This window comes from Delftia sp. WSY_16, from assembly GCF_043104415.1.
Lineage (GTDB): Bacteria > Pseudomonadota > Gammaproteobacteria > Burkholderiales > Burkholderiaceae_C > Comamonas > Comamonas tsuruhatensis.
In genome coordinates this window covers 141,830-159,842 of the sequence record NZ_JBICKS010000037.1, presented here as the reverse complement: position 1 = coordinate 159,842, position 18,013 = coordinate 141,830, and the positions used below count along the sequence as shown (strand labels likewise).

At 70.8% G+C, this 18,013-nt stretch carries 10 protein-coding genes; 7 read left to right on the top strand and 3 right to left on the bottom strand.

From position 1 onward, the window contains the following. Window positions 1-3: 3 nt before the first annotated feature. The 3 genes from ACF8O7_RS18690 to ACF8O7_RS18680 all read right to left on the bottom strand — a co-directional run bounded on the left by ACF8O7_RS18690 (window position 4) and on the right by ACF8O7_RS18680 (window position 7,232). On the bottom strand, window positions 4-1,995 hold the full coding sequence (locus ACF8O7_RS18690) for a reverse transcriptase domain-containing protein (RefSeq protein WP_392443983.1): 1,992 nt from the start codon (window positions 1,993-1,995) through the stop codon (window positions 4-6). 307 nt (window positions 1,996-2,302) lie between these two features. Beyond that, window positions 2,303-4,030 carry an SWIM zinc finger family protein gene (locus ACF8O7_RS18685; protein WP_126311583.1) on the bottom strand — a complete coding sequence of 576 codons (1,728 nt, stop codon included), beginning with the start codon at window positions 4,028-4,030 and terminating at the stop codon, window positions 2,303-2,305. Between the two features lie 31 nt (window positions 4,031-4,061). After that, entirely contained in the window at window positions 4,062-7,232 is a 3,171-nt protein-coding gene (locus ACF8O7_RS18680; RefSeq protein ID WP_392443981.1) for a hypothetical protein, read from the bottom strand. A 397-nt stretch (window positions 7,233-7,629) separates the two neighbouring features. On the opposite strand from ACF8O7_RS18680, the gene ACF8O7_RS18675 reads away from it, so the two are divergent. From ACF8O7_RS18675 to ACF8O7_RS18645, 7 genes are all read left to right on the top strand, one after another. Next, window positions 7,630-8,844 (top strand): efflux RND transporter periplasmic adaptor subunit, encoded by a 1,215-nt coding sequence (locus tag ACF8O7_RS18675; protein WP_016447393.1) that lies wholly within the window; start codon window positions 7,630-7,632, stop codon window positions 8,842-8,844. 13 nt (window positions 8,845-8,857) lie between these two features. Beyond that, window positions 8,858-12,064 carry an efflux RND transporter permease subunit gene (locus ACF8O7_RS18670; RefSeq protein WP_016452213.1) on the top strand — a complete coding sequence of 1,069 codons (3,207 nt, stop codon included), beginning with the start codon at window positions 8,858-8,860 and terminating at the stop codon, window positions 12,062-12,064. Next, on the top strand, window positions 12,057-13,490 hold the full coding sequence (locus ACF8O7_RS18665) for an efflux transporter outer membrane subunit (RefSeq protein WP_017407368.1): 1,434 nt from the start codon (window positions 12,057-12,059) through the stop codon (window positions 13,488-13,490). The genes ACF8O7_RS18670 and ACF8O7_RS18665 overlap by 8 nt, the downstream gene beginning before the upstream one ends. A 152-nt stretch (window positions 13,491-13,642) precedes the next feature. Further along, complete coding sequence (locus ACF8O7_RS18660; RefSeq protein WP_016452211.1) at window positions 13,643-14,797, top strand: FAD-binding oxidoreductase; 1,155 nt, start codon at window positions 13,643-13,645, stop codon at window positions 14,795-14,797. A gap of 59 nt (window positions 14,798-14,856) precedes the next feature. Beyond that, window positions 14,857-15,942 carry a hypothetical protein gene (locus ACF8O7_RS18655; RefSeq protein WP_126311585.1) on the top strand — a complete coding sequence of 362 codons (1,086 nt, stop codon included), beginning with the start codon at window positions 14,857-14,859 and terminating at the stop codon, window positions 15,940-15,942. Between the two features lie 54 nt (window positions 15,943-15,996). Further along, window positions 15,997-16,692 (top strand): helix-turn-helix domain-containing protein, encoded by a 696-nt coding sequence (locus tag ACF8O7_RS18650; protein WP_016447398.1) that lies wholly within the window; start codon window positions 15,997-15,999, stop codon window positions 16,690-16,692. Window positions 16,693-16,940: 248 nt separating this feature from the next. Next, window positions 16,941-18,005 carry a homocysteine S-methyltransferase family protein gene (locus ACF8O7_RS18645; RefSeq protein WP_017406622.1) on the top strand — a complete coding sequence of 355 codons (1,065 nt, stop codon included), beginning with the start codon at window positions 16,941-16,943 and terminating at the stop codon, window positions 18,003-18,005. Window positions 18,006-18,013: the final 8 nt, after the last annotated feature.

The following is an 18,013-nucleotide window of genomic DNA, read 5'->3' as shown; positions in this document are numbered from 1 at the left end:
TCGCTACGAAAGCCGCAATCCCAGGCCGACCAGCACGGCCACCACCATCGCCGCCCCGAAGACATCCCAGCGCTGGATGCGCCGGTACCTGAGGATGACGACCAGGACGATGCCGATCAGCGTGATCAGCCGGGCCTGGAACACGGTGCCCAGCAGGAAGCAGATCACGATCTGCGCCCAGTAGGTGAGCAGGCCGGCCATCGGCGGCCTTTTCGATGCGGGCGGATTCGGGTCCGGTGCGGCCGGTGATGGCGATGCCGCGGGCAGGGCGCTTGCGGCGCCGGGGGCAGGGCCAGCCGCCTGCCGGGCGACCTGCCGTTCCTCCTGGCGCTGCTCGCGCCGCTGCTGGTCGGTCTTCTCCAGCACGGGCGCTGCGGGTGCGGCCGGCTGCCACCATGGCTTGCCGCTGGCCAGCGCAGGTGGCTGCCCGCCGGCTGCCAGGCGCCGGAACGTGGCGTTTGCGGGGGGCTTGGCGCGCGCGGCGGCGCGGTCCTGCCGGCTGGCCTCGAGCAGGGCGTCGTTCGCCCGGTCCACAGGGCTGCGCGTGAGCTGCCGGGCCTGTGCCAGCAGCGGCCCGCCCTGCACGGGATCGATCTGGTGGACGAACTGCGCCATTCCCAGCAACTGCGAGGCATGGGCCGGCTGGCCTTGCCAGTGGGGCGCCTGGGCAGGCTGGACAGATTGGCCTGGCAGGCCTGTCCCGGCCTGCGTGGCGCGGTGCAGGGCGGCGCGCAGGCGCCTGCGCGTCTGGCGCGATACGCCGGGCTTGTCCGCGTTCACCACCAGCCCCGTGACCTCCTGGCGGCGGCCCTTGCGCATCACGCGCTCCTTGTCGGGGTGGGGCGTGAAGCCTTCGTCGCGCAGTATCCAGCGCACGCGGCCCAGCAGCCGCCCCACGTTGTCGCGCGCGGCCTCGCCCGAGGCCGAGAAGGTCAGGTCGTCCGCATAGCGCGTGTACACAAAGCCCAGCTGCCTGGCCAGGCCCAGCAGGCGGCGGTCCAGGCGGCGGCACAGCAGGTTGGTGAGCATGGGGCTGGTGGGCGCGCCCTGGGGCAGCACGCGCTCGCGCGCCTTGCCGCCAACGAAGAGCTTCTCGCCATCCACCTGCCAGGCCTGGGCGCGGTTTTCGCTGCACAGCAGGGCCAGGAGGGTGGCCATGGCCTCGCCATAGCCCAGATGCCGGAACACGCCCTTGATGCGGCCGAAGGCAATGCTGGGAAAGAAGTCCTTCACGTCCAGGTTGATGACCACGTCGTGGCCCGCATGCGGCGCGGCATTGCTCACGATGGAGCGGCCGGCCAGGAAGCCGTGGGCGGCGCCATGCGCGGGCACCTTGGCGAGGATGTTGTCCAGCACCCAGTACTGCGCGCGCTTGAGGCGCGGCATGGGCGCGGAGATCAGCCGCTCGCCGCCGGTCTTCTTGGGCAGGGTGAACGAGTGGTAGTGGTGGGTGCGGGCCACCTCGCGGTGAAAGCCCAGGAAGCGCAGCTCGGCCACCGTGATGCCCATGGCCTGCGCCAGCTGGGCGGCATCGGCCAGCTGCGGCAGGCCGTGCCGGGCGAGCCGCTGCGGATCGGCCTGCCTGCGCTCCGTGCCATCCCGGGCGGCATCCTGCAGGGCCGCGGAGACGCCGGGGCCCAGATAGCCCACGTGCGTGGACCGCCTGGCATGCCAGGCCAGCGCCTTGTCATGGCGTTCCTGGGCCTGGCGGCGTTTGGTTTCCTCGCGCTGGGCCAGCGCCTTTTGCATGCGCTCCTTGCGCATCTGGCGCAGTGCGCGCTCGGGGTTCTGGCGCACGGCGATCTGCTGGCGCAGCTCGGCCAGCTCGCGCTGCAGCTCGCCTTCGCGCTGGATGTGGGCGGCGGCCAGCTGCGGCTGTCCCTCGCCCTTGGGCCAGAAGCCCAGGCGCTGCATCTCGTCGAGGATGACTTCCTGTTTGCTGGAGGCCTTGATGCGCTCGTAGATCTCGGCGCGTGTGGGTTGCGGCTGGCTCATGCGGCCACCCCGGCAAGGCGGGCCCGGCCGCTGTGCGGCGGGCAAAGAAATGGAGCGACGCGCTTCTCGTCGAAGAGCCCGCAGGGCTCACGGGACGGGAGCTGTTCGCTCGACGCCACCCCGCGACGGTATGCGTGTTTCGCTTGTGGCAAGCCACTCAGGAAAACGCATACCGTCGCTGGGGTGGCACAGTGAAAACGGCGCCCGTGGTGCATGAAACGGCAGTTCACAAGGGTGGCGAAACACCACCCGGATTGCAAGAGCCTGCGCGTCGCTCCGCGTGGCAGTGTAGAGCAATTGAAGCGGTTCACGCGATTTCTCCTTGTCCTGCGGCCTTCATCTGCGGGCCGGTCGGCTGGCGGGCGGCATCGAGCTGGGGCTGCGCCACCAGGCGCAGCGCAATCATGTGCTCGCAGGGCCCCTGGCGCAGCCGGTGCTGCTGGTAGTGGTTGCAGCTGCAGCGCGCATCGGTCAGGCGCTCGTCCGCGTTGAGTTCGAGCTGGGTGTCGAACAGGCGCTTGCCGTCGGCGCGCGGGATCTGGCCGGTGATGCGGCTGAAGCCGTCCTTGCGGTCAATGCGCGGCGGGGCAATGGCCTTGCCGCGCACCAGGGCCAGCGCCCTGTCCTCCTCGGGGTTGGCGGGCTGCAATTGCTGCGCCGTCAGCGGCTCGCGCAGCAGCTCGCGCCAGGCGTAGCGCCCGGCGTCCAGGTCGTAGACGGCACGCCCGGCCTGCATCCAGCGCGTCATGGCCGTGTGCACCTGGGCCTGTGCCAGGCCCGTGGCCTGGGCCAGTTCCTGCGCGCCGGCCTGCCAGCACGACTGCAGTTGCCGGCCTACGGCCTCGACCTGGGCGGGCGTGACCTCGGCCTGCGGCGCCATCAGGTGAAAGCGCGCGCTGGCGGCCCAGTCGTTGGCGCTCCAGCCCGACAGGCCCAGCGTGACCGTGACCTGGCCCAGCTCCACCACCCAGAAGCTGGGCATGCCGCTGCCCAGCAGGTGCACGCGCACGCGCGTGGCCTGCGGGATCAGCCGTTCCAGCGTGAGCAGGCGCCGGCGCCCCCACAGGCGGATGGTGCCGCCGCCCGTGCCCAAGGCATCGCTGACGACGTGCGAGCGCCGGGTGGCCAGGCGTTCCTCCCAGGGCTCGAACACCACGGCGGGCGGCTGCCCCGGCGTCAGCTCGAAGCGCAGCGCGCGCGGGCCATGGCGCTCGCGCCGGGCACGCAGCCGCGCGCAGATGTTGAACAGGTCCATGGGGTGCAGTTCCACCACGGTGGCGGGCAGGGCCATGGCGCTGGAGACCTGCACGAAGCCGCGCAGCCAGCTGTCGGGCAGGTCGATCTTTTCCTCGCGCAGTGCCGGATCGGCGCCCACCTGCACGGCAAAGCCCGCCGGGTCCAGCGTCAGCCGCGTGTCCCGGTAGCTGCGGATCTTCTGGAATTCTTCGTAGAGGCTGGCCGAGTAGTCGATGTTGGTGGTGCCGCAGATGCGCTCGCCCGCATGCTCGAAGGCCTCGTGCCGGATGCTGACCGCGCAGTAGCTGGACTCGTCCTGGCTGAAGGCCTCGAACAGCAGCCGGTCCGGGTGCACGGTGATCACGGGGTCGAGCACGTACCAGGCATCGCGGTTGGCCTGGTACAGCCAGTCGAAGTATTTGCGCTGCGCCTTGTAGAAGGGCGCGAGCACCTGGTTGCGGGTCTCGCGCAGGTCCTTGAGTTCGGCGCTGATTTCCCTGGCGCGCGCCTGGGCGCCGCCGGTGTCGGCCATGAAGCCGGCCAGCAGCTGGGACTCATGCTCCTGCAGCCATTCGCGGTAGGCCGTCTTGTCGCGGCCGCGCGTGCGCATGTCGCTGACCACCACGCTGTGCAGCGCGCTGAGGCCTTCGCGCACCTGCAGGAAGGCCGGGCCGTCGCGCCTGAGCAGGCCGTCGAAGCGCGTGGGAGGCCGCAGCAGGTCGGGCGCGAAGGAAAACGCCTGTTGCGTGGCCGTGTCGCTGACCTGCGTGCTGCCGTAGTACTGATAGCGAAATTCCATGTCCGTTCGACTCCGTGCTGTGAACAGGCGCTCAGGTGGAAGACGGGGCCTGGCCGCGCCGCTCCGCCGCCAGGGGCTGCATGAAGCTTTGCGCCAGATGGGGATGGCGCTGCACGATGTCGCGCAGCCCGGCCACATAGTCGGGCTGGTCGGCCTGGCTGGCGCTGACCACCTGCCGCGCGAAGATGGCCGCGACCACGGCCGCGGTCTCGGGCGCATCGACCTGGCCGCGCAGGAAATGCAGCACGCGCGTCTTGCTGGCGCGCGCGCGGTGCACCTGGCTGAGCACGGCCAGGAAGTAGGGCTGCAGCTCCTGCAGGCGCGTGGCGCGCTGGGGCGCGGGCTCGTCGGGCAGGGCCAGTAGCCATTGCGTGACGAACAGCTGCACGCCGGGGGCCGGGTGCTGGGCCAGGCGCGCGAGGTAGAGGCTGGCCTCGGGCGCGCTCATGTGCTGCTCGAGCCGCTGGCGGCCCAGGGCCTGTACCCAGGACTGGGGATGGTCCACCCAGCCGATCAGCAGATCGGGCGTGAGCGCATTGGCCGGCAGCCGCTGGCCGAACATCTCGCGTGCGTACTGCTGGGTGTCGGCGAACAGGGCGTCGGCCAGCGGCAGCAGCTGTTCCGCCTGCTCGGGCCGGGTCTGTTCCATGGGCGTGAGGCGCGTGTCGATGCTCTGGCGGCTCAGTGCGCGCACATCGGCATCGGCATGCCGCGCCAGCGTGGACCACTGGCGCAGGGTGTAGGCCTGGATGTTCAGCGCCTTCAGGCCCCAGGCGCCGTAGCGTTGCGCACCCGTGGCCTGGGCCTGCAGGGCGCGCCAGATGCCCGAGGCATCGCGGGCCGGGGCCACGGCGGCCAGCGGGCCGGTGAGCAGGCGCAGCGCCGCGTCGTGGACGCCTTCGGCCTTTTCCGCACGGAACAGCACCTCGTGCAGGCGTTCGGCGATCTGGGCGTTGCAGCGCGCGTTGTACAGAGGGGTGCCGGCCAGGCGCTCGACCAGGGGCGCGGCCGCTGCGCGCAAGGCGGCATGGGGCGATACCGCGAACCCGGCCAGCATGTCGGCCTGCTCGCACAGCAGATCGTCGGCCAGGCTGCCCATGAGCCGTATGCCGCAGGCCATGCGCGCAGGTTCCTCGGATTCCAGCAGCCCGCGCAGCGCCGCCGCAGGCAGGGTGCGCAGGCCTTGCGGGTGCGCCAGCAGCCAGGCGGTCGCCATCTCCACCAGTGCCGTCACCGAATGCGCCAGCAGGTGGTGCAGCGGCGGGGCCGGAACGCCGGGCGCGTGCGCGACCAGCGGTGCCTTGTCCGCGAAGAGGGCCTGCACCGCATCGCGGATGTCGGCCAGCGCAGCGCCGTCCGCATCCAGCGTGGGCAGCGCCGCCAGCAGGGCCAGGGCCACGGCGGCGCCATCGGCATAGAGCAGCAGGGCCAGTGCCTGCGTGCGCGAGCTGGCGGCGGGCGACAGCAGCAGGGCCGCCACCAGCTCGGCATCGCGCGCGGCGGCTGCGCGGTCGCGCGACAGCCAGGCGCCCAGGTAGCGGGCGGCCGGCCCCTCGCCGCATTGCGCAAGCGCCAGCAGCCAGGGGCGGCGCGCCGCATCGTCGGTCAGAGCGACCATGCGCTGCTGGGCAATCTCCAGGCCCAAGGCCGCGGCGGGCGCATAGGTTTGGTGCAGCAGCGGCGCGGCGGCCGCCGCATCCAGGCTGTCCAGAAAGGCCTTCTGGTCCTGCAGGGCGCGCGTGAGCGACCACAGCAGCAGCGTGGACTGCGAGCGGCCCACCAGCTGCAGCAGCCGCTCGGGGTGGGCGTCCCACAGGGGCGAGAGCCCTTCCACGCGCTGCGCGGGCAGCTGCTGCAGGTCCAGGGGCTCGTCGGTGTACCAGCCATGGGCGCGTGCCGAGGCATGCAGCTGCGGCCAGCGCGGCAGCAGCAGCCGGGCGGCAAGCAGCCAGCGCGATTCGGGCAGGCGGCCGGAGCGCGAGGCAGCCTGGCCCGCGCAGCGGCGGTCCATGGCCTGGAGCAGGGCCGTGGCCTGCGCGGCGCCTTCGCTGTGCCCGGCCGAGACCATGCGCCGCAGCTGGCGCCAGCCGCGCAGGCGCAGGTACAGGGAGGTGTCGCGGCTGAAGACGGCACCCTCGTCGCGCGGGCCATCGAAGCGGGCATGCAGCACGGCCAGCAGGGCGTGGTCGCGCCGCCACTCGGCACGCTTGTGGATGCGCCGTATGGCAGGCCACCAGGGGCGTGTGAAAGGGATGCGCTCCATCCAGGCCAGCAGCTGCCGGTGGACGGCGCCATCGTGCGCGCCCAGCGTATCGGCCGCCAGCAGCGCCTGGGGCGTGAGGGCGTTGAACACGGCCTGCTGCGCCTGCGGGCCGTCCTCCGGCGGGGCGGTGCGTGTCTCTTGTTCCCCCTGTGCCCCTTGCTCCCCTTGTACCCACTGCTCCCACTGCTCCCACTGATCCCGGTGCTCCTGCAGCGCCGCCTGGCGCTCCTGCGGCGCGAGCAGCGCCAGCCAGGCCTGGTGCGCCAGGTCGCGCGTGGCCTCGCTGGCGCCGCGCTGCGACAGCGCCTGCATGGCCACCGCCGCGCCGCCATCGCCCAGGCGGCCCACCAGATAGGCCAGGCAGTAGTCGAGCAGGTCGTCGCCCGTGCCCAGCAGGGCCACCAGGCGCGGCACCTGCGCATGCAGCAGGCGCTGGGCGCCGCCGCCGCGCGCGGCATCCGCATATTCCGCCAGGCGCCACACCAGGCGCGCCTGCTGGCCTGCGGGCCTCAGCCGCCAGGCATTGCCGTCCAGGCGCCGGCACAGGGCCGGTATGGCGGCGGCCTGCACGGGCGACTCCGGCAGCTGTGGCGGCTGCGGTGCCGGTTCCTGGGCGTGGCCAGCCAAGGGCAAGGCTTGCACGCCATCCAGCTCGGCAAAACCTTGCTGGGACTGCAGCACATCGCCGGCCGCCAGGCGCTGGCGCAGATAGGCCAGTGCGCGCTGGCGTGCAGGCTCCAGTGCCAGCGGCAACGGGGTCAGCGTGCTGTCATCGACCTGCGCGACGACGCCGGCCTTCCATTGCGTGACCTGCAAGGTCACGACATGGCGCGCCGCCGCGTCGCGCCCCTGCGGGTCCAGGGCCACCAACGTCACGGTGCTGATGCGTTCATTGCGTCCCTGCGGGCGGGACAGTACGGCTTGAGCAAGCAGGTTCATGCGGCAGGCATCCAGTGCTTTTCCATATGGGGTTGGCTGGCGGGAACAACCGGGGCCGCAAAGTGTTCGCGGCCGTCGTTTCCCGCTGGCCAACGCAGGGTCAGATGGCATCGCAGTGTAGTGCCTCGATGCCCTGCGGGCGCCGCCCGCCGCAGTGCCGATGGCCGCTGCGCTTGTCCGATCCGGCCATTGATTCCCCTGGCAAACCGTCCTCAATTTTCGTGGTGTCTTTGTGGCTGGATCTTGACTTCAAGTTCACTTGAACTTGAAGAATGCAACCCATTGTGAGCAGCCGCCGGCAAGGCCTTCAGAGCCTGCGGTACAGCCCCCCTTTTTCCGGCCCTGCACCGACCCCGGCAGCAGGGCCTTGCCCATCCCCCTCAAGGAGAGTCGATCCATGCCAGTTCTTCCCCCGCCGCCGTTGCGGCGTGCCCTGTTCGGAGGCGCCCTGGCGGCGCTGGCCCTGCTTGCCGGCTGCCGCCCGCAGGCCGTGGGCGATGCCCATGCCAGCGACGGCCCGCCGCCTGCGCCCGAGGTGCTGGTGAGCGAGGTCGTGCCGGCCAGCGTGCGTGTCTGGGACGAGTTCAACGGCCGCATCGATGCCGTGGACTCCGTGCAGCTGCGCCCGCGCGTGTCGGGCTATATCGAGCGCATTGCCTTCAGCGAGGGGCAGGAGGTCCGGAAGGGCCAGCTGCTGTTCGTGATCGACCAGCGGCCCTACCGCGCGGCCCTGGCCAGCGCCGAGGCCGAGCTGGAGCGCACGCGTGCCGGCGCCGCCCTGGCGCGCACCCAGGACCAGCGTGCCCGCCAGCTGGTGGCCGAGCATGCCGTCTCGCGCGAGGAAGCCGACACGCGTGCCGGCGCCATGGCCCAGAGCGCCGCCCAGGTGCGTGCCGCCGAGGCCGCGCTGGCGGCCGCGCGGCTCAACCTGGACTTCACCGAGGTGCGCGCGCCGGTCTCCGGCCGCGCGGGCCGCGCCCTGCTCACCGTGGGCAACCTGGCCCAGGCCGACCAGAGCGTGCTGACCACCGTGGTCTCGCAGGACCCGGTGTATGTGTATTTCGATGCGGACGAGCACAGCTTCCTGCGCCACCAGCAGGCCGCCAACGCCGCCAACGGCGGCAAGGGCCGGCCCGTGCGCATGGGCCTGGCCAGCGATGAGGGCTTCCCGCACAAGGGCACGCTGGATTTCACCGACAACCAGCTCAACGCCGGCACGGGCACGGTGCGCATGCGCGCCCGCATGCCCAATCCCGACCGCCTGCTGACGCCGGGCCTGTTCGCGCGCGTGCAGTTGCAGTCAGGGCAGTCCGAGCAGGGCGGCGGCGGGCAGCAGGCGCTGCTGATCGACGACAAGGCCGTGCTCACCGACCAGGACCGCAAGTACGTGTATGTGGTGGGCGAGGGCAACAAGGCCGAGCGCCGCGACCTGGAGCTGGGCCGCATGGTCGATGGCCGGCGCGTGGTGCAAAAGGGCCTGGCGGCGGGCGACCGCCTCGTGGTCGGCGGCCTGCAGCGCATCTACTACCCCGGCATGCCGGTCAGCCCCAAGCCTGCGCCCGGCGATGGGCAGGCGGCGGTGGCCCAGGCGTCGGCCGTGGCCGCGCAGTGAACCGGGACGCACCATGGATTTCTCCAAATTCTTCATAGACCGCCCGATCTTCGCGGTCGTGCTCTCCATCATCCTGTTCGCCGTGGGCCTGGTTGCGATTCCGCAGCTGCCCGTGGGCGAGTATCCCGAGGTCGTGCCGCCCAGCGTGGTGGTGCGCGCCACCTATCCGGGCGCCAATCCCAAGGAGATCGCCGAGTCGGTGGCCGTGCCGCTGGAGGAGGCGATCAATGGCGTCGAAGGCCTGATCTACCTGAAGTCGGTCGCGGCCTCGGACGGCAGCCTGCAGGTGGTGGCCACCTTCCGCGCCGACGTGGACCCCGACACGGCAGCCGTGCGCGTGCAAAACCGCGTGAGCCAGGCGCAGAGCCGCCTTCCCGAGGAAGTGCGCCAGTACGGCGTGACCACGCAAAAGCGCTCGTCCACGCCGCTGATGTATGCGGGCCTGACCTCCAGCGACGGCAACCATGATGCGCTGTACCTGCGCAACCATGCCACGCTCAAGATCAAGGACGAGCTGGCGCGCATCCCCGGCATCGGCGAGGTGGCGCTGTACGGCGCAGGCGACTATGCGATGCGCGTCTGGCTGGATCCCAGCAAGGTGGCCGCACGACAGCTCACCGCTGCCGAGGTGATCGCCGCCATCCGCGAGCAGAACGTGCAGGTATCGGCCGGCCAGCTGGGCGCCGAGCCCAGCCCCAAGGGCTCGGACAAGCTGCTGTCCATCAATGTGCGCGGCCGCCTGAAGACGGCCGAGGAGTTCGGCTCCATCGTGCTCAAGGGTGGTGCCGACGGCCAGGTCGTGCGCCTGTCCGACGTGGCGCGCATCGAACTGGGCGCCAGCGACTACAGCATGCGCTCGCTCAGCGACACGCGGCAGATGGCGGCCGTGGGCATCTTCCTGTCGCCGGGCGCCAATGCGCTGGGCGTGGCGCGGGAGGTCTACGCCACCATGGAGCGCCTGTCCAGGGATCTGCCCGAAGGCGTGAACTTCGAGACCGTCTGGGACCCCACGGTCTTCGTGCGCGACTCCATCAAGGCGGTGCAGAGCACGCTGATCGAGGCGGTGATCCTCGTGGTGCTGGTGGTCATCGTCTTCCTGCAGACCTGGCGTGCTTCCATCATTCCGCTGCTGGCCGTGCCCGTGTCCATCGTCGGAACCTTCGCGGGGCTGTACCTGCTGGGCTACTCCATCAACACGCTGACCCTGTTCGGCCTGGTGCTGGCCATCGGCATCGTGGTGGACGATGCCATCGTCGTGGTGGAGAACGTGGAGCGCTACATCGAGGAGGGCCACACGCCCCTGGAGGCGGCGCACCTGGCGATGAAGGAGGTCTCGGGCCCCATCATCGCCATCGCCCTGGTGCTGTGCGCGGTCTTCGTGCCCATGGCCTTCCTCAGCGGCGTGACGGGCCAGTTCTACAAGCAGTTCGCCGTGACGATCGCCATCTCCACGGTGATCTCGGCCATCAACTCGCTGACGCTGTCGCCTGCACTGGCGGCCAAGCTGCTGCAGCCGCGCGGCGCGCCGCGCGATCTGCTGTCGCGCGGGCTGGACCGCAGCCTGGGCTGGTTCTTCCGCCCCTTCAACCGCTTCTTCGACCGCAGCGCGCACGGCTACCAGAACTCCGTGGGGCAGTCGCTGCGCCGCCGCGGCCTGGTGTTTGCGGTCTACGCGGCGCTGCTGGCGGGCACGGCCGTGCTGTTCCAGGCCGTGCCGGGCGGCTTCATCCCGCTGCAGGACAAGCTGTACCTGTTCGGCGGCGCCAAGCTGCCCGAGGGCGCCTCGCTGGGCCGCACCTCCGAGGTGACGCGCCAGATCGTGGAGCTGGCCCACAGCGTGGAGGGCGTGGACAAAGTCGCTGCCTTCGCGGGCTTCAATGCGCTGCAGACCACGACCACGCCCAACCTGACCAGCTCCTACATCATGCTCAAGCCCTTCGGCGAGCGCACGCGCAGCGCCGAGGAGATCAATGCCGAGCTGGGCGCCAAGTTCGCGCAGATCGAGGGCGGCTTCGCCTACGCGCTGATGCCGCCGCCCATCCAGGGCCTGGGCAACGGCTCGGGCTACTCGCTGTTCCTGCAGGATCGCGCGGGCCTGGGCTACGCCGCGCTGCAGCAGGCGCTGCAGGCCTTCCAGGCCGAGATCGCCAAAACGCCGGGCATGACCTATCCGGTCAGCAGCTACCAGTCCAACATCCCGCAGCTCGAAGTCAAGGTGGACCGCACCAAGGCCAAGGCGCAGGGTGTGGCGCTGACCGACCTGTTCCAGACGCTGCAGGCCTACCTGGGCTCGGTCTACGTCAACGACTTCAACGCCTTCGGCCGCGTCTGGCGCGTGATGCTGCAGGCCGATGCCGACCACCGCCAGGCCGTGGAGGACATCGCGCGGCTGCGCACGCGCAATGCGCGCGGCGAGATGGTGCCCATAGGCTCCATGGTCACCGTGGTGCCCAGCTTCGGGCCCGACCCGGTGCTGCGCTACAACGGCTTCCCGGCGGCCGACCTGATCGGCGACTCCGACCCGCGCGTGCTGTCCTCGGGCGAGGTGCTGACCAAGCTCCAGGAGATCGCGCAGCGCACGCTGCCGCGCGGCATCGAGCTGGCCTGGACCGACCTCAGCTACCAGCAGGTGGAGCAGAGCAATGCGGCGGCCGTGGTCTTCGCCATCGCCGTGATGCTGGTCTTCCTGGTGCTGGCCGCGCTCTACGAGAGCTGGACGCTGCCGCTGGCCGTCATCCTCATCGTGCCCGTGTGCATCTGCGCGGCGCTGTTCGGCGTCTGGCTGGCCGGCGGCGACAACAACGTCTTCGTGCAGGTGGGGCTGGTGGTGCTGATGGGGCTGGCCTGCAAGAACGCCATCCTGATCGTGGAGTTCGCGCGCGAGCTGGAGCTGCGCGGCGTGGGCATCGTCGATGCCGCGCTGCAGGCCTGCCGCCTGCGGCTGCGGCCCATCGTCATGACCTCGATCGCCTTCATCGCCGGTGCCGTGCCCCTGCTCATCGGCGGCGGCGCGGGCAGCGAGGTGCGCGCGGCCACGGGGGTGACGGTGTTCTCCGGAATGCTGGGCGTGACCCTGTTCGGCCTGTTCCTCACGCCGGTGTTCTACGTCACGCTGCGCCGGCTCTCGGGCCGGGCGCTGACGGGGCATGCGCCTGCACATGCCGCGCCTGCCTTCCCACCCTCCGACAAAGCCGCACCCCTGGAGCCCCACCATGTCTGAAATCCGCAAATCCCTGAGCCGACACGCGCTGGCGCTGGCGTCTGCCGGGCTTGTGGCCGGCTGCGCGGTCGGCCCCGACTTCAAGGCGCCTGCAGCGCCGCAGGCCGGAGCACAGTTCGCGCGGGCCGAGCCTGCACCGGCCACCCCGCAGGCCGAGCCCGATACCGCCTTCTGGCGCCAGTTCCAGGACCCGCAGCTGACGCGGCTGGTGGAGCAGGCGCTGGGCGGCAACCAGGACCTGCAGGTGGCGCTGGCACGGCTGGACGGCGCCCAGGCGCTGCTGAGCGAAAGCCGCTTCGACCAGTTCCCCACGGTCACGATGTCGGGCCAGGCCACGCAGCAAAAGCGCAGCGAGAGCGAGGCCTTCTACGGGCCGCGCAGCCAGCGCAGCTACACGGCCGGGCTGTCGGCCAGCTGGGAGATCGACGTGTTCGGCCGCGTGCGGCGCAACATCGAGGCGCGGCGTGCCGACCTGCGCGCCGACGCGGCCGATCTCGCGGCGCTGCAGGTGGCCATCGCGGCCCAGGTCGCGGGCAGCTATGCCGACCTGCGCGGCTGGCAGCAGCGCCTGGCCCTGGCCCAAGCCAATGCGGCCAACCAGCAGGACACGCTGCGCCTGGTGCAGCTGCGCCTCACACACGGCAGCGGCACCGAGTTCGACCTGGCGCGCGCCCAGGCCCAGCTGGAGGCCACGCGCTCGCGCATCCCGGCACTGCAGGCGCAGATCGCCATGGCCCAGCACCGGCTGGCCGTGCTCACGGGCCAGGTGCCCGAGGCGCTGATCGCCGCGCTGGATGTGCCTGCCGCCCTGCCGCAGCTGCCGCCGGCCATCGACCCCGGCACACCGGCCGGCCTGCTGCGCCGCCGTCCGGACGTGGCCGTGGCCGAGGCTCGGCTGCATGCGGCCACGGCGCGCATCGGCGTGGCCACGGCCGACCTGTTCCCGCGCCTGTCGCTGGGCGGGCTGCTGGGCAGCACGGCGCTGCACGGCGGCGCGCTGTTCGAGGGCGGCAGCGCCACCAGCAGCGTGTTCCTGGGCGTGGACTGGTCCTTCCTCGACGTGGGCCGCGTGCGTGCGCGCATCGCGGCCAGCGAGGCCGGCGCCCAGGCCGCGCTGGCCCAGTACCAGCAGACCGTGCTGCTGGCGCTGGAGGACGCCGAGAACGCCCTGGTGCGCCTGCAGCGCACGCGCACCGAGGATGCCCACCTGGCCCAGGCCGCCGAGCAGCGCCAGCGCGCAGAACAGCTGGCGCTGCGCCGCTACCACCTGGGCAGCGTGGGCCTGTACGAAGTGCTGGATGCGCAGCGCGACCTCTACGCGGCCCAGGACGCCGCCGCCGACAGCCGCGCACGCGGCCTGCGCGCTGCCGTGGCGCTGTACCAGGCCCTGGCCGGTGGCTGGGACGGGAAGCTGCCGCCAGCCTGAGCACAAGGCGTGCGTTGCAATAAGGGACGGCCAGGCGCCGTCCTTTTTTTTTGCTTGTGCGGACCCCCGGTGAAAACCAGGAGTCAGAAGGGCTTGCCTCATTTTTTTCTTATCAGATAATTTTCTCATTGGAAAAAATGGAGCGATGGATGATGGAAAGCCAGGTTCTGGATTTCGCCGTGATCGGTGCCGGCATGGCCGGCGCCTCCGTGGCCTGGCGGCTGGCCGGTGCGGGCGCCTCGGTGCTGGTGCTCGAGCGCGAGCCGCAGCCCGGATACCACGCCACGGGCCGCTCGGCCGCCATGTTCATGGAAAGCTACGGCACCGCGCAGATACGCGCGCTGACACGCGCCAGCCGCGCCTTCTACAGCGCGCCGCCCGAAGGTTTTTGCGAGCACGCGCTGCTGCAGCCGCGCAGCGTGCTCTACATAGGCACGGCCGGCCAGGAGCCCCAGCTGGACGAGGCCCTGGCCATGTACCGCCGCGACGGGCTGCGCGCCGAGCGCATCGACGCGCGCCAGGCCTGCACCCTGGTGCCCTGCCTGGACGAGAGCCAGCTGGTGGGTGCCGTGCATGACCTGGACGCCATGGACATCGACGTGGCCGAACTGCACCAGGGCTTTCTGCGCGGCATGGCGCGTGCCGGTGCGCGGCTGCGCTGCGGCGCCGAACTGTCCGGCGCCGAGCGCGAGGTGGATGGTGATGGCCAGGGCCTGTGGACCCTGGTGCTGCAGGACGGGTCGCAGGTCCGTGCCCGCGCCGTGGTCAATGCCGCAGGCGCCTGGGCCGATGCCGTGGCCCGGCTGTGCGGCGCGCAGCCGCTGGGCATCGAGCCGCGCCGCCGCTCGGCCTTCACCTTTGCCGCACCGGAGGGCGAGGACATCCACGGCTGGCCTGCCGTGATCGGTGTGGACGAGAGCTTCTACTTCAAGCCCGATGCGGGCCAGCTGCTGGGCTCGCCCGCCAATGCCGATCCCGTGCCGCCGCATGACGTGGTGGCCGAGGAACTGGACGTGGCCATGGGCATAGACCGCATCGAGACACTGACCCGCCTGCGCATACGCCGGCCGCGCCATGTCTGGGCCGGGCTGCGCAGCTTTGCGCCCGACGACGACTTCGTGATCGGCTGGGACGCGCGCCGTGAAGGATTCTTCTGGCTGGCAGGGCAGGGCGGCTACGGCATACAGACGGCCGCCGGCGCCTCGGCCGCTGCAGCCGCGCTGCTGATGCGCGAGCCGCTGCCCGCCGAGCTGCTGGCCCAGGGCGTCGATGCCCGGCGGCTGAGTCCGGAGCGCTTCGCGGCCTGAGACGCCTGCCTTTTCGCTTTTTCAGCCCCCGCAACACACAACAATCCAAGGAGACAGGCATGGGTGCATTCAAGGAAGTGAGCAGGATTGCCGGCGCCTTCGTCGGCGTCATCGTCGGGGCGGGCTTCGCCTCGGGGCAGGAGATACTGCAGTTCTTCGCGGGCTTTGGCGCCATCGGCCTGGCGGGCTGCCTGGTGGCGGCCCTGGCCTTCGTCTTCCTGTCCATGGCGTTCTCCACCATGGGCCAGCGCCTGCAGGCCGGCTCGCACAAGGAGGTGGTGCAGGCCCTGCTGGGCCGGCATGTGGGCATGGTGTTCGATGTGCTGATCACCTTCTTCCTCTTCGCCATCACGGTGGTCATGCTGGCGGGCGCAGGCTCGCTGCTGCACCAGTGGCTGGGCCTGCCCGAGGTCTGGGGCAGCGTGCTGGCCACCGTGGCCACGGTGCTCATCGTCTGCCTGGACGTGGGCCGGGTGATCGCCTTCATCGGCGCGGTCACGCCGCTGCTGGTGTTCATGACCGTGGTGGTCGCAGGCTACGTGCTGGTGACGCCCCAGGGCGAGCCGGCCGCGCTGGAGGCCGCCACCGCCGCCCAGCCCCGGGGTGCGGGGCACTGGCTGGTGGCGGCGCTGCTCTATGTCTCCTACAACGTGGTGGCGGGCATGCCCTTCCTGGTGATCATGGGCGGCCAGGCCAGCTCGCGCCGCGTGGCGCTGTGGGGCGGCGTGGCCGGCGGGCTGCTGCTGGGCCTGCTGATGCTGCTGATCGCGGCCGCCATGGTCTGGCGCATGGACACGCTGGGCGGCCTGTCCATGCCCATGCTGGCGCTGGCCACGCAGATCTCGCCCTGGCTGGGGCACCTGATGTCGCTGGTCATCTTCGGCATGATCCTCAACACCGCCGTGGGCATGCTCTATGCCTTCGTGGCCCGCATCCTGCCGGCCGGCACGCCGCGTTTTCGCTGGGGCACGGGCGTGGCGGGCGTGGTGGCACTGGGCGGCAGCTTCGCGGGTTTCATCACGCTGGTGGGCATGGTGTACCCGGTCTATGGCTACATCGGCTTCGCGCTCATGGCCTGCGCGCTGGCAGGCTGGCTGCGCATGGGCCGCAGGCGGGCGCCCCAGGCCGATCTGCGCGGCACCTGAGGGGGCGGGCCTGACCCTAGAATCGGGCGGTCGCCAGCCCCGATCGCCCGCTTCATGCCCAGCCCCCGTCCTCGCACCAGTCCCGCCCCTGGTCCCGGCCCCAGCCCTCGTTCCAGTCCGCTTCCCACGGCAGACCAGGTCCTTGCCGCCGTGCTGCCGGGCGCCCGCACGGCCGCCGCCCTGCCCGCAGGCAAGCACGAAGTGGGGGCCAAGCTGCGCAAGGCCCGCAAGGAGCGCGGCCTGACGCTGCAGCAGGTGGCCGAAAGCAGCGGCCTGGCCGTGTCCACCATCTCCAAGGCCGAGCGCGGCCAGATCGCGCTGAGCTACGAGAAGGTGCTCATGCTGGGCAATGCGCTGGACATCGACATGACACGGCTGTTCATGGTCGGAGACGCACAGCAGGCGGCCGGCGACACGCCCACCGTGGTCAAGGACCGTTTCGAGGACGTGCAGCGCTACGAGACCGACCAGTACCTCTACAGCGTGCTGTGCGGCGCCTTCCCGGGCAAGAAGATGCAGCCCCTGGTGGCCGTGATCAATGCGCGCGAGGCCGGGGAATTCTCGGAGACCATCCGCCATGCGGGCCAGGAGTTCGTGATGGTGCTCTCGGGCCGGGTGCGCATCCTGTTCGAGAACGGCGAATCGGTGGAGCTGGGCCGCCATGAGGCCGCGTATTTCGACAGCGGCGTGGGCCATGTGTATGTGAGCCTGAGCCGCCAGCCGGCTCAAGTCGTCTCTGTCTGCAGCTGAAATGGTTAGCACCCCCTGAGCGGCTGCGCCGCTTCCCCCGTGTGCACGGCGCCCTCTCTCGCTACGCGGGAGGGGGACGACACCCTCGGTGCGGGGCGGCGCGGCCGGCATAGGCCCTTCCTCGGTGTCTCTGGCGTGGGGGTGCGCTAGTTTCATAGGTCGCGCCTCTTGTTTGGGGCGCAGGCCGTTTTTCTGGGGGAATCCTCGTGCCCGGCACGGCCGCCCCGGAATTCCTACAATCGCTGCCCATGAGCCTGCCCCAGTACACCCGCGCCAAAGAGCTTCCCGCCATCCTTGCCAAGCGCCTCGTCATTCTTGACGGCGCCATGGGCACCATGATCCAGCGCTTCAAGCTGGGAGAGGCCCAGTACCGGGGCCAGGGCTACACGGGCCCGGGCAGCGTGGGCGACCGCTTCAAGGACTTCCCGCATGACGTCAAGGGCAACAACGAGCTGCTGTCGCTCACCCGCCCCGACGTGATCCGCGACATCCATGAGAAGTACCTGGCCGCCGGCGCCGACCTGATCGAGACCAACACCTTCGGCGCGACCACGATTGCGCAGGACGACTACCACATGGCCGATCTGGCGCGCGAGATGAATCTCGAGAGCGCCCGGCTGGCCCGCGCGGCCTGCGACAAGTACAGCACGCCCGGCCATCCGCGCTACGTGGCCGGCGCCCTGGGCCCCACGCCCAAGACGGCCAGCATCAGCCCCGACGTGAACGATCCGGGCGCGCGCAACGTGAATTTCGAGCAGCTGCGCCAGGCCTACCTGGAGCAGACGCTGGCGCTCATCGAGGGCGGCGCCGACGTCATCCTGGTCGAGACCATCTTCGACACGCTCAACGCCAAGGCCGCGCTGTTCGCGGTGGACGAGGCCTTCGAGCAAAGCGGCGAATGCCTGCCCATCATGATCAGCGGCACGGTGACCGATGCCTCGGGCCGCATCCTGTCCGGGCAGACGGTGACGGCCTTCTGGCACAGCGTGCGCCATGCCAACCCGCTGTCCATCGGCCTGAACTGCGCGCTGGGCGCGGCGCTGATGCGCCCCTACGTCCAGGAACTGAACAAGGCCGCGCCCGAGACCTTCATCAGCTGCTACCCCAACGCCGGCCTGCCCAATCCCATGAGCGACACGGGCTTTGACGAAACGCCCGAAGTCACCAGCCGCCTGGTGCATGAGTTCGCGGCCGAAGGCCTGGTCAACATCGTGGGCGGCTGCTGCGGCACCACGCCGGACCACATCGGCGCCATCGCCAAGGCCGTGGGCAGCACGCCCACGCGCCGCCTGTTCTACCCGGAATCGGCCTGATCGCGCGG

Excerpts from the sequence above, each read along its gene's own strand:
- ACF8O7_RS18690 (WP_392443983.1), bottom strand. The coding sequence starts at position 1,995 with ATGAGCCAGCCGCAACCCACACGCGCCGAGATCTACGAGCGCATCAAG.
- ACF8O7_RS18685 (WP_126311583.1), bottom strand. The coding sequence starts at position 4,030 with ATGGAATTTCGCTATCAGTACTACGGCAGCACGCAGGTCAGCGACACG.
- ACF8O7_RS18680 (WP_392443981.1), bottom strand. The coding sequence starts at position 7,232 with ATGAACCTGCTTGCTCAAGCCGTACTGTCCCGCCCGCAGGGACGCAAT.
- ACF8O7_RS18675 (WP_016447393.1), top strand. The coding sequence starts at position 7,630 with ATGCCAGTTCTTCCCCCGCCGCCGTTGCGGCGTGCCCTGTTCGGAGGC.
- ACF8O7_RS18670 (WP_016452213.1), top strand. The coding sequence starts at position 8,858 with ATGGATTTCTCCAAATTCTTCATAGACCGCCCGATCTTCGCGGTCGTG.
- ACF8O7_RS18665 (WP_017407368.1), top strand. The coding sequence starts at position 12,057 with ATGTCTGAAATCCGCAAATCCCTGAGCCGACACGCGCTGGCGCTGGCG.
- ACF8O7_RS18660 (WP_016452211.1), top strand. The coding sequence starts at position 13,643 with ATGGAAAGCCAGGTTCTGGATTTCGCCGTGATCGGTGCCGGCATGGCC.
- ACF8O7_RS18655 (WP_126311585.1), top strand. The coding sequence starts at position 14,857 with ATGGGTGCATTCAAGGAAGTGAGCAGGATTGCCGGCGCCTTCGTCGGC.
- ACF8O7_RS18650 (WP_016447398.1), top strand. The coding sequence starts at position 15,997 with ATGCCCAGCCCCCGTCCTCGCACCAGTCCCGCCCCTGGTCCCGGCCCC.
- ACF8O7_RS18645 (WP_017406622.1), top strand. The coding sequence starts at position 16,941 with ATGAGCCTGCCCCAGTACACCCGCGCCAAAGAGCTTCCCGCCATCCTT.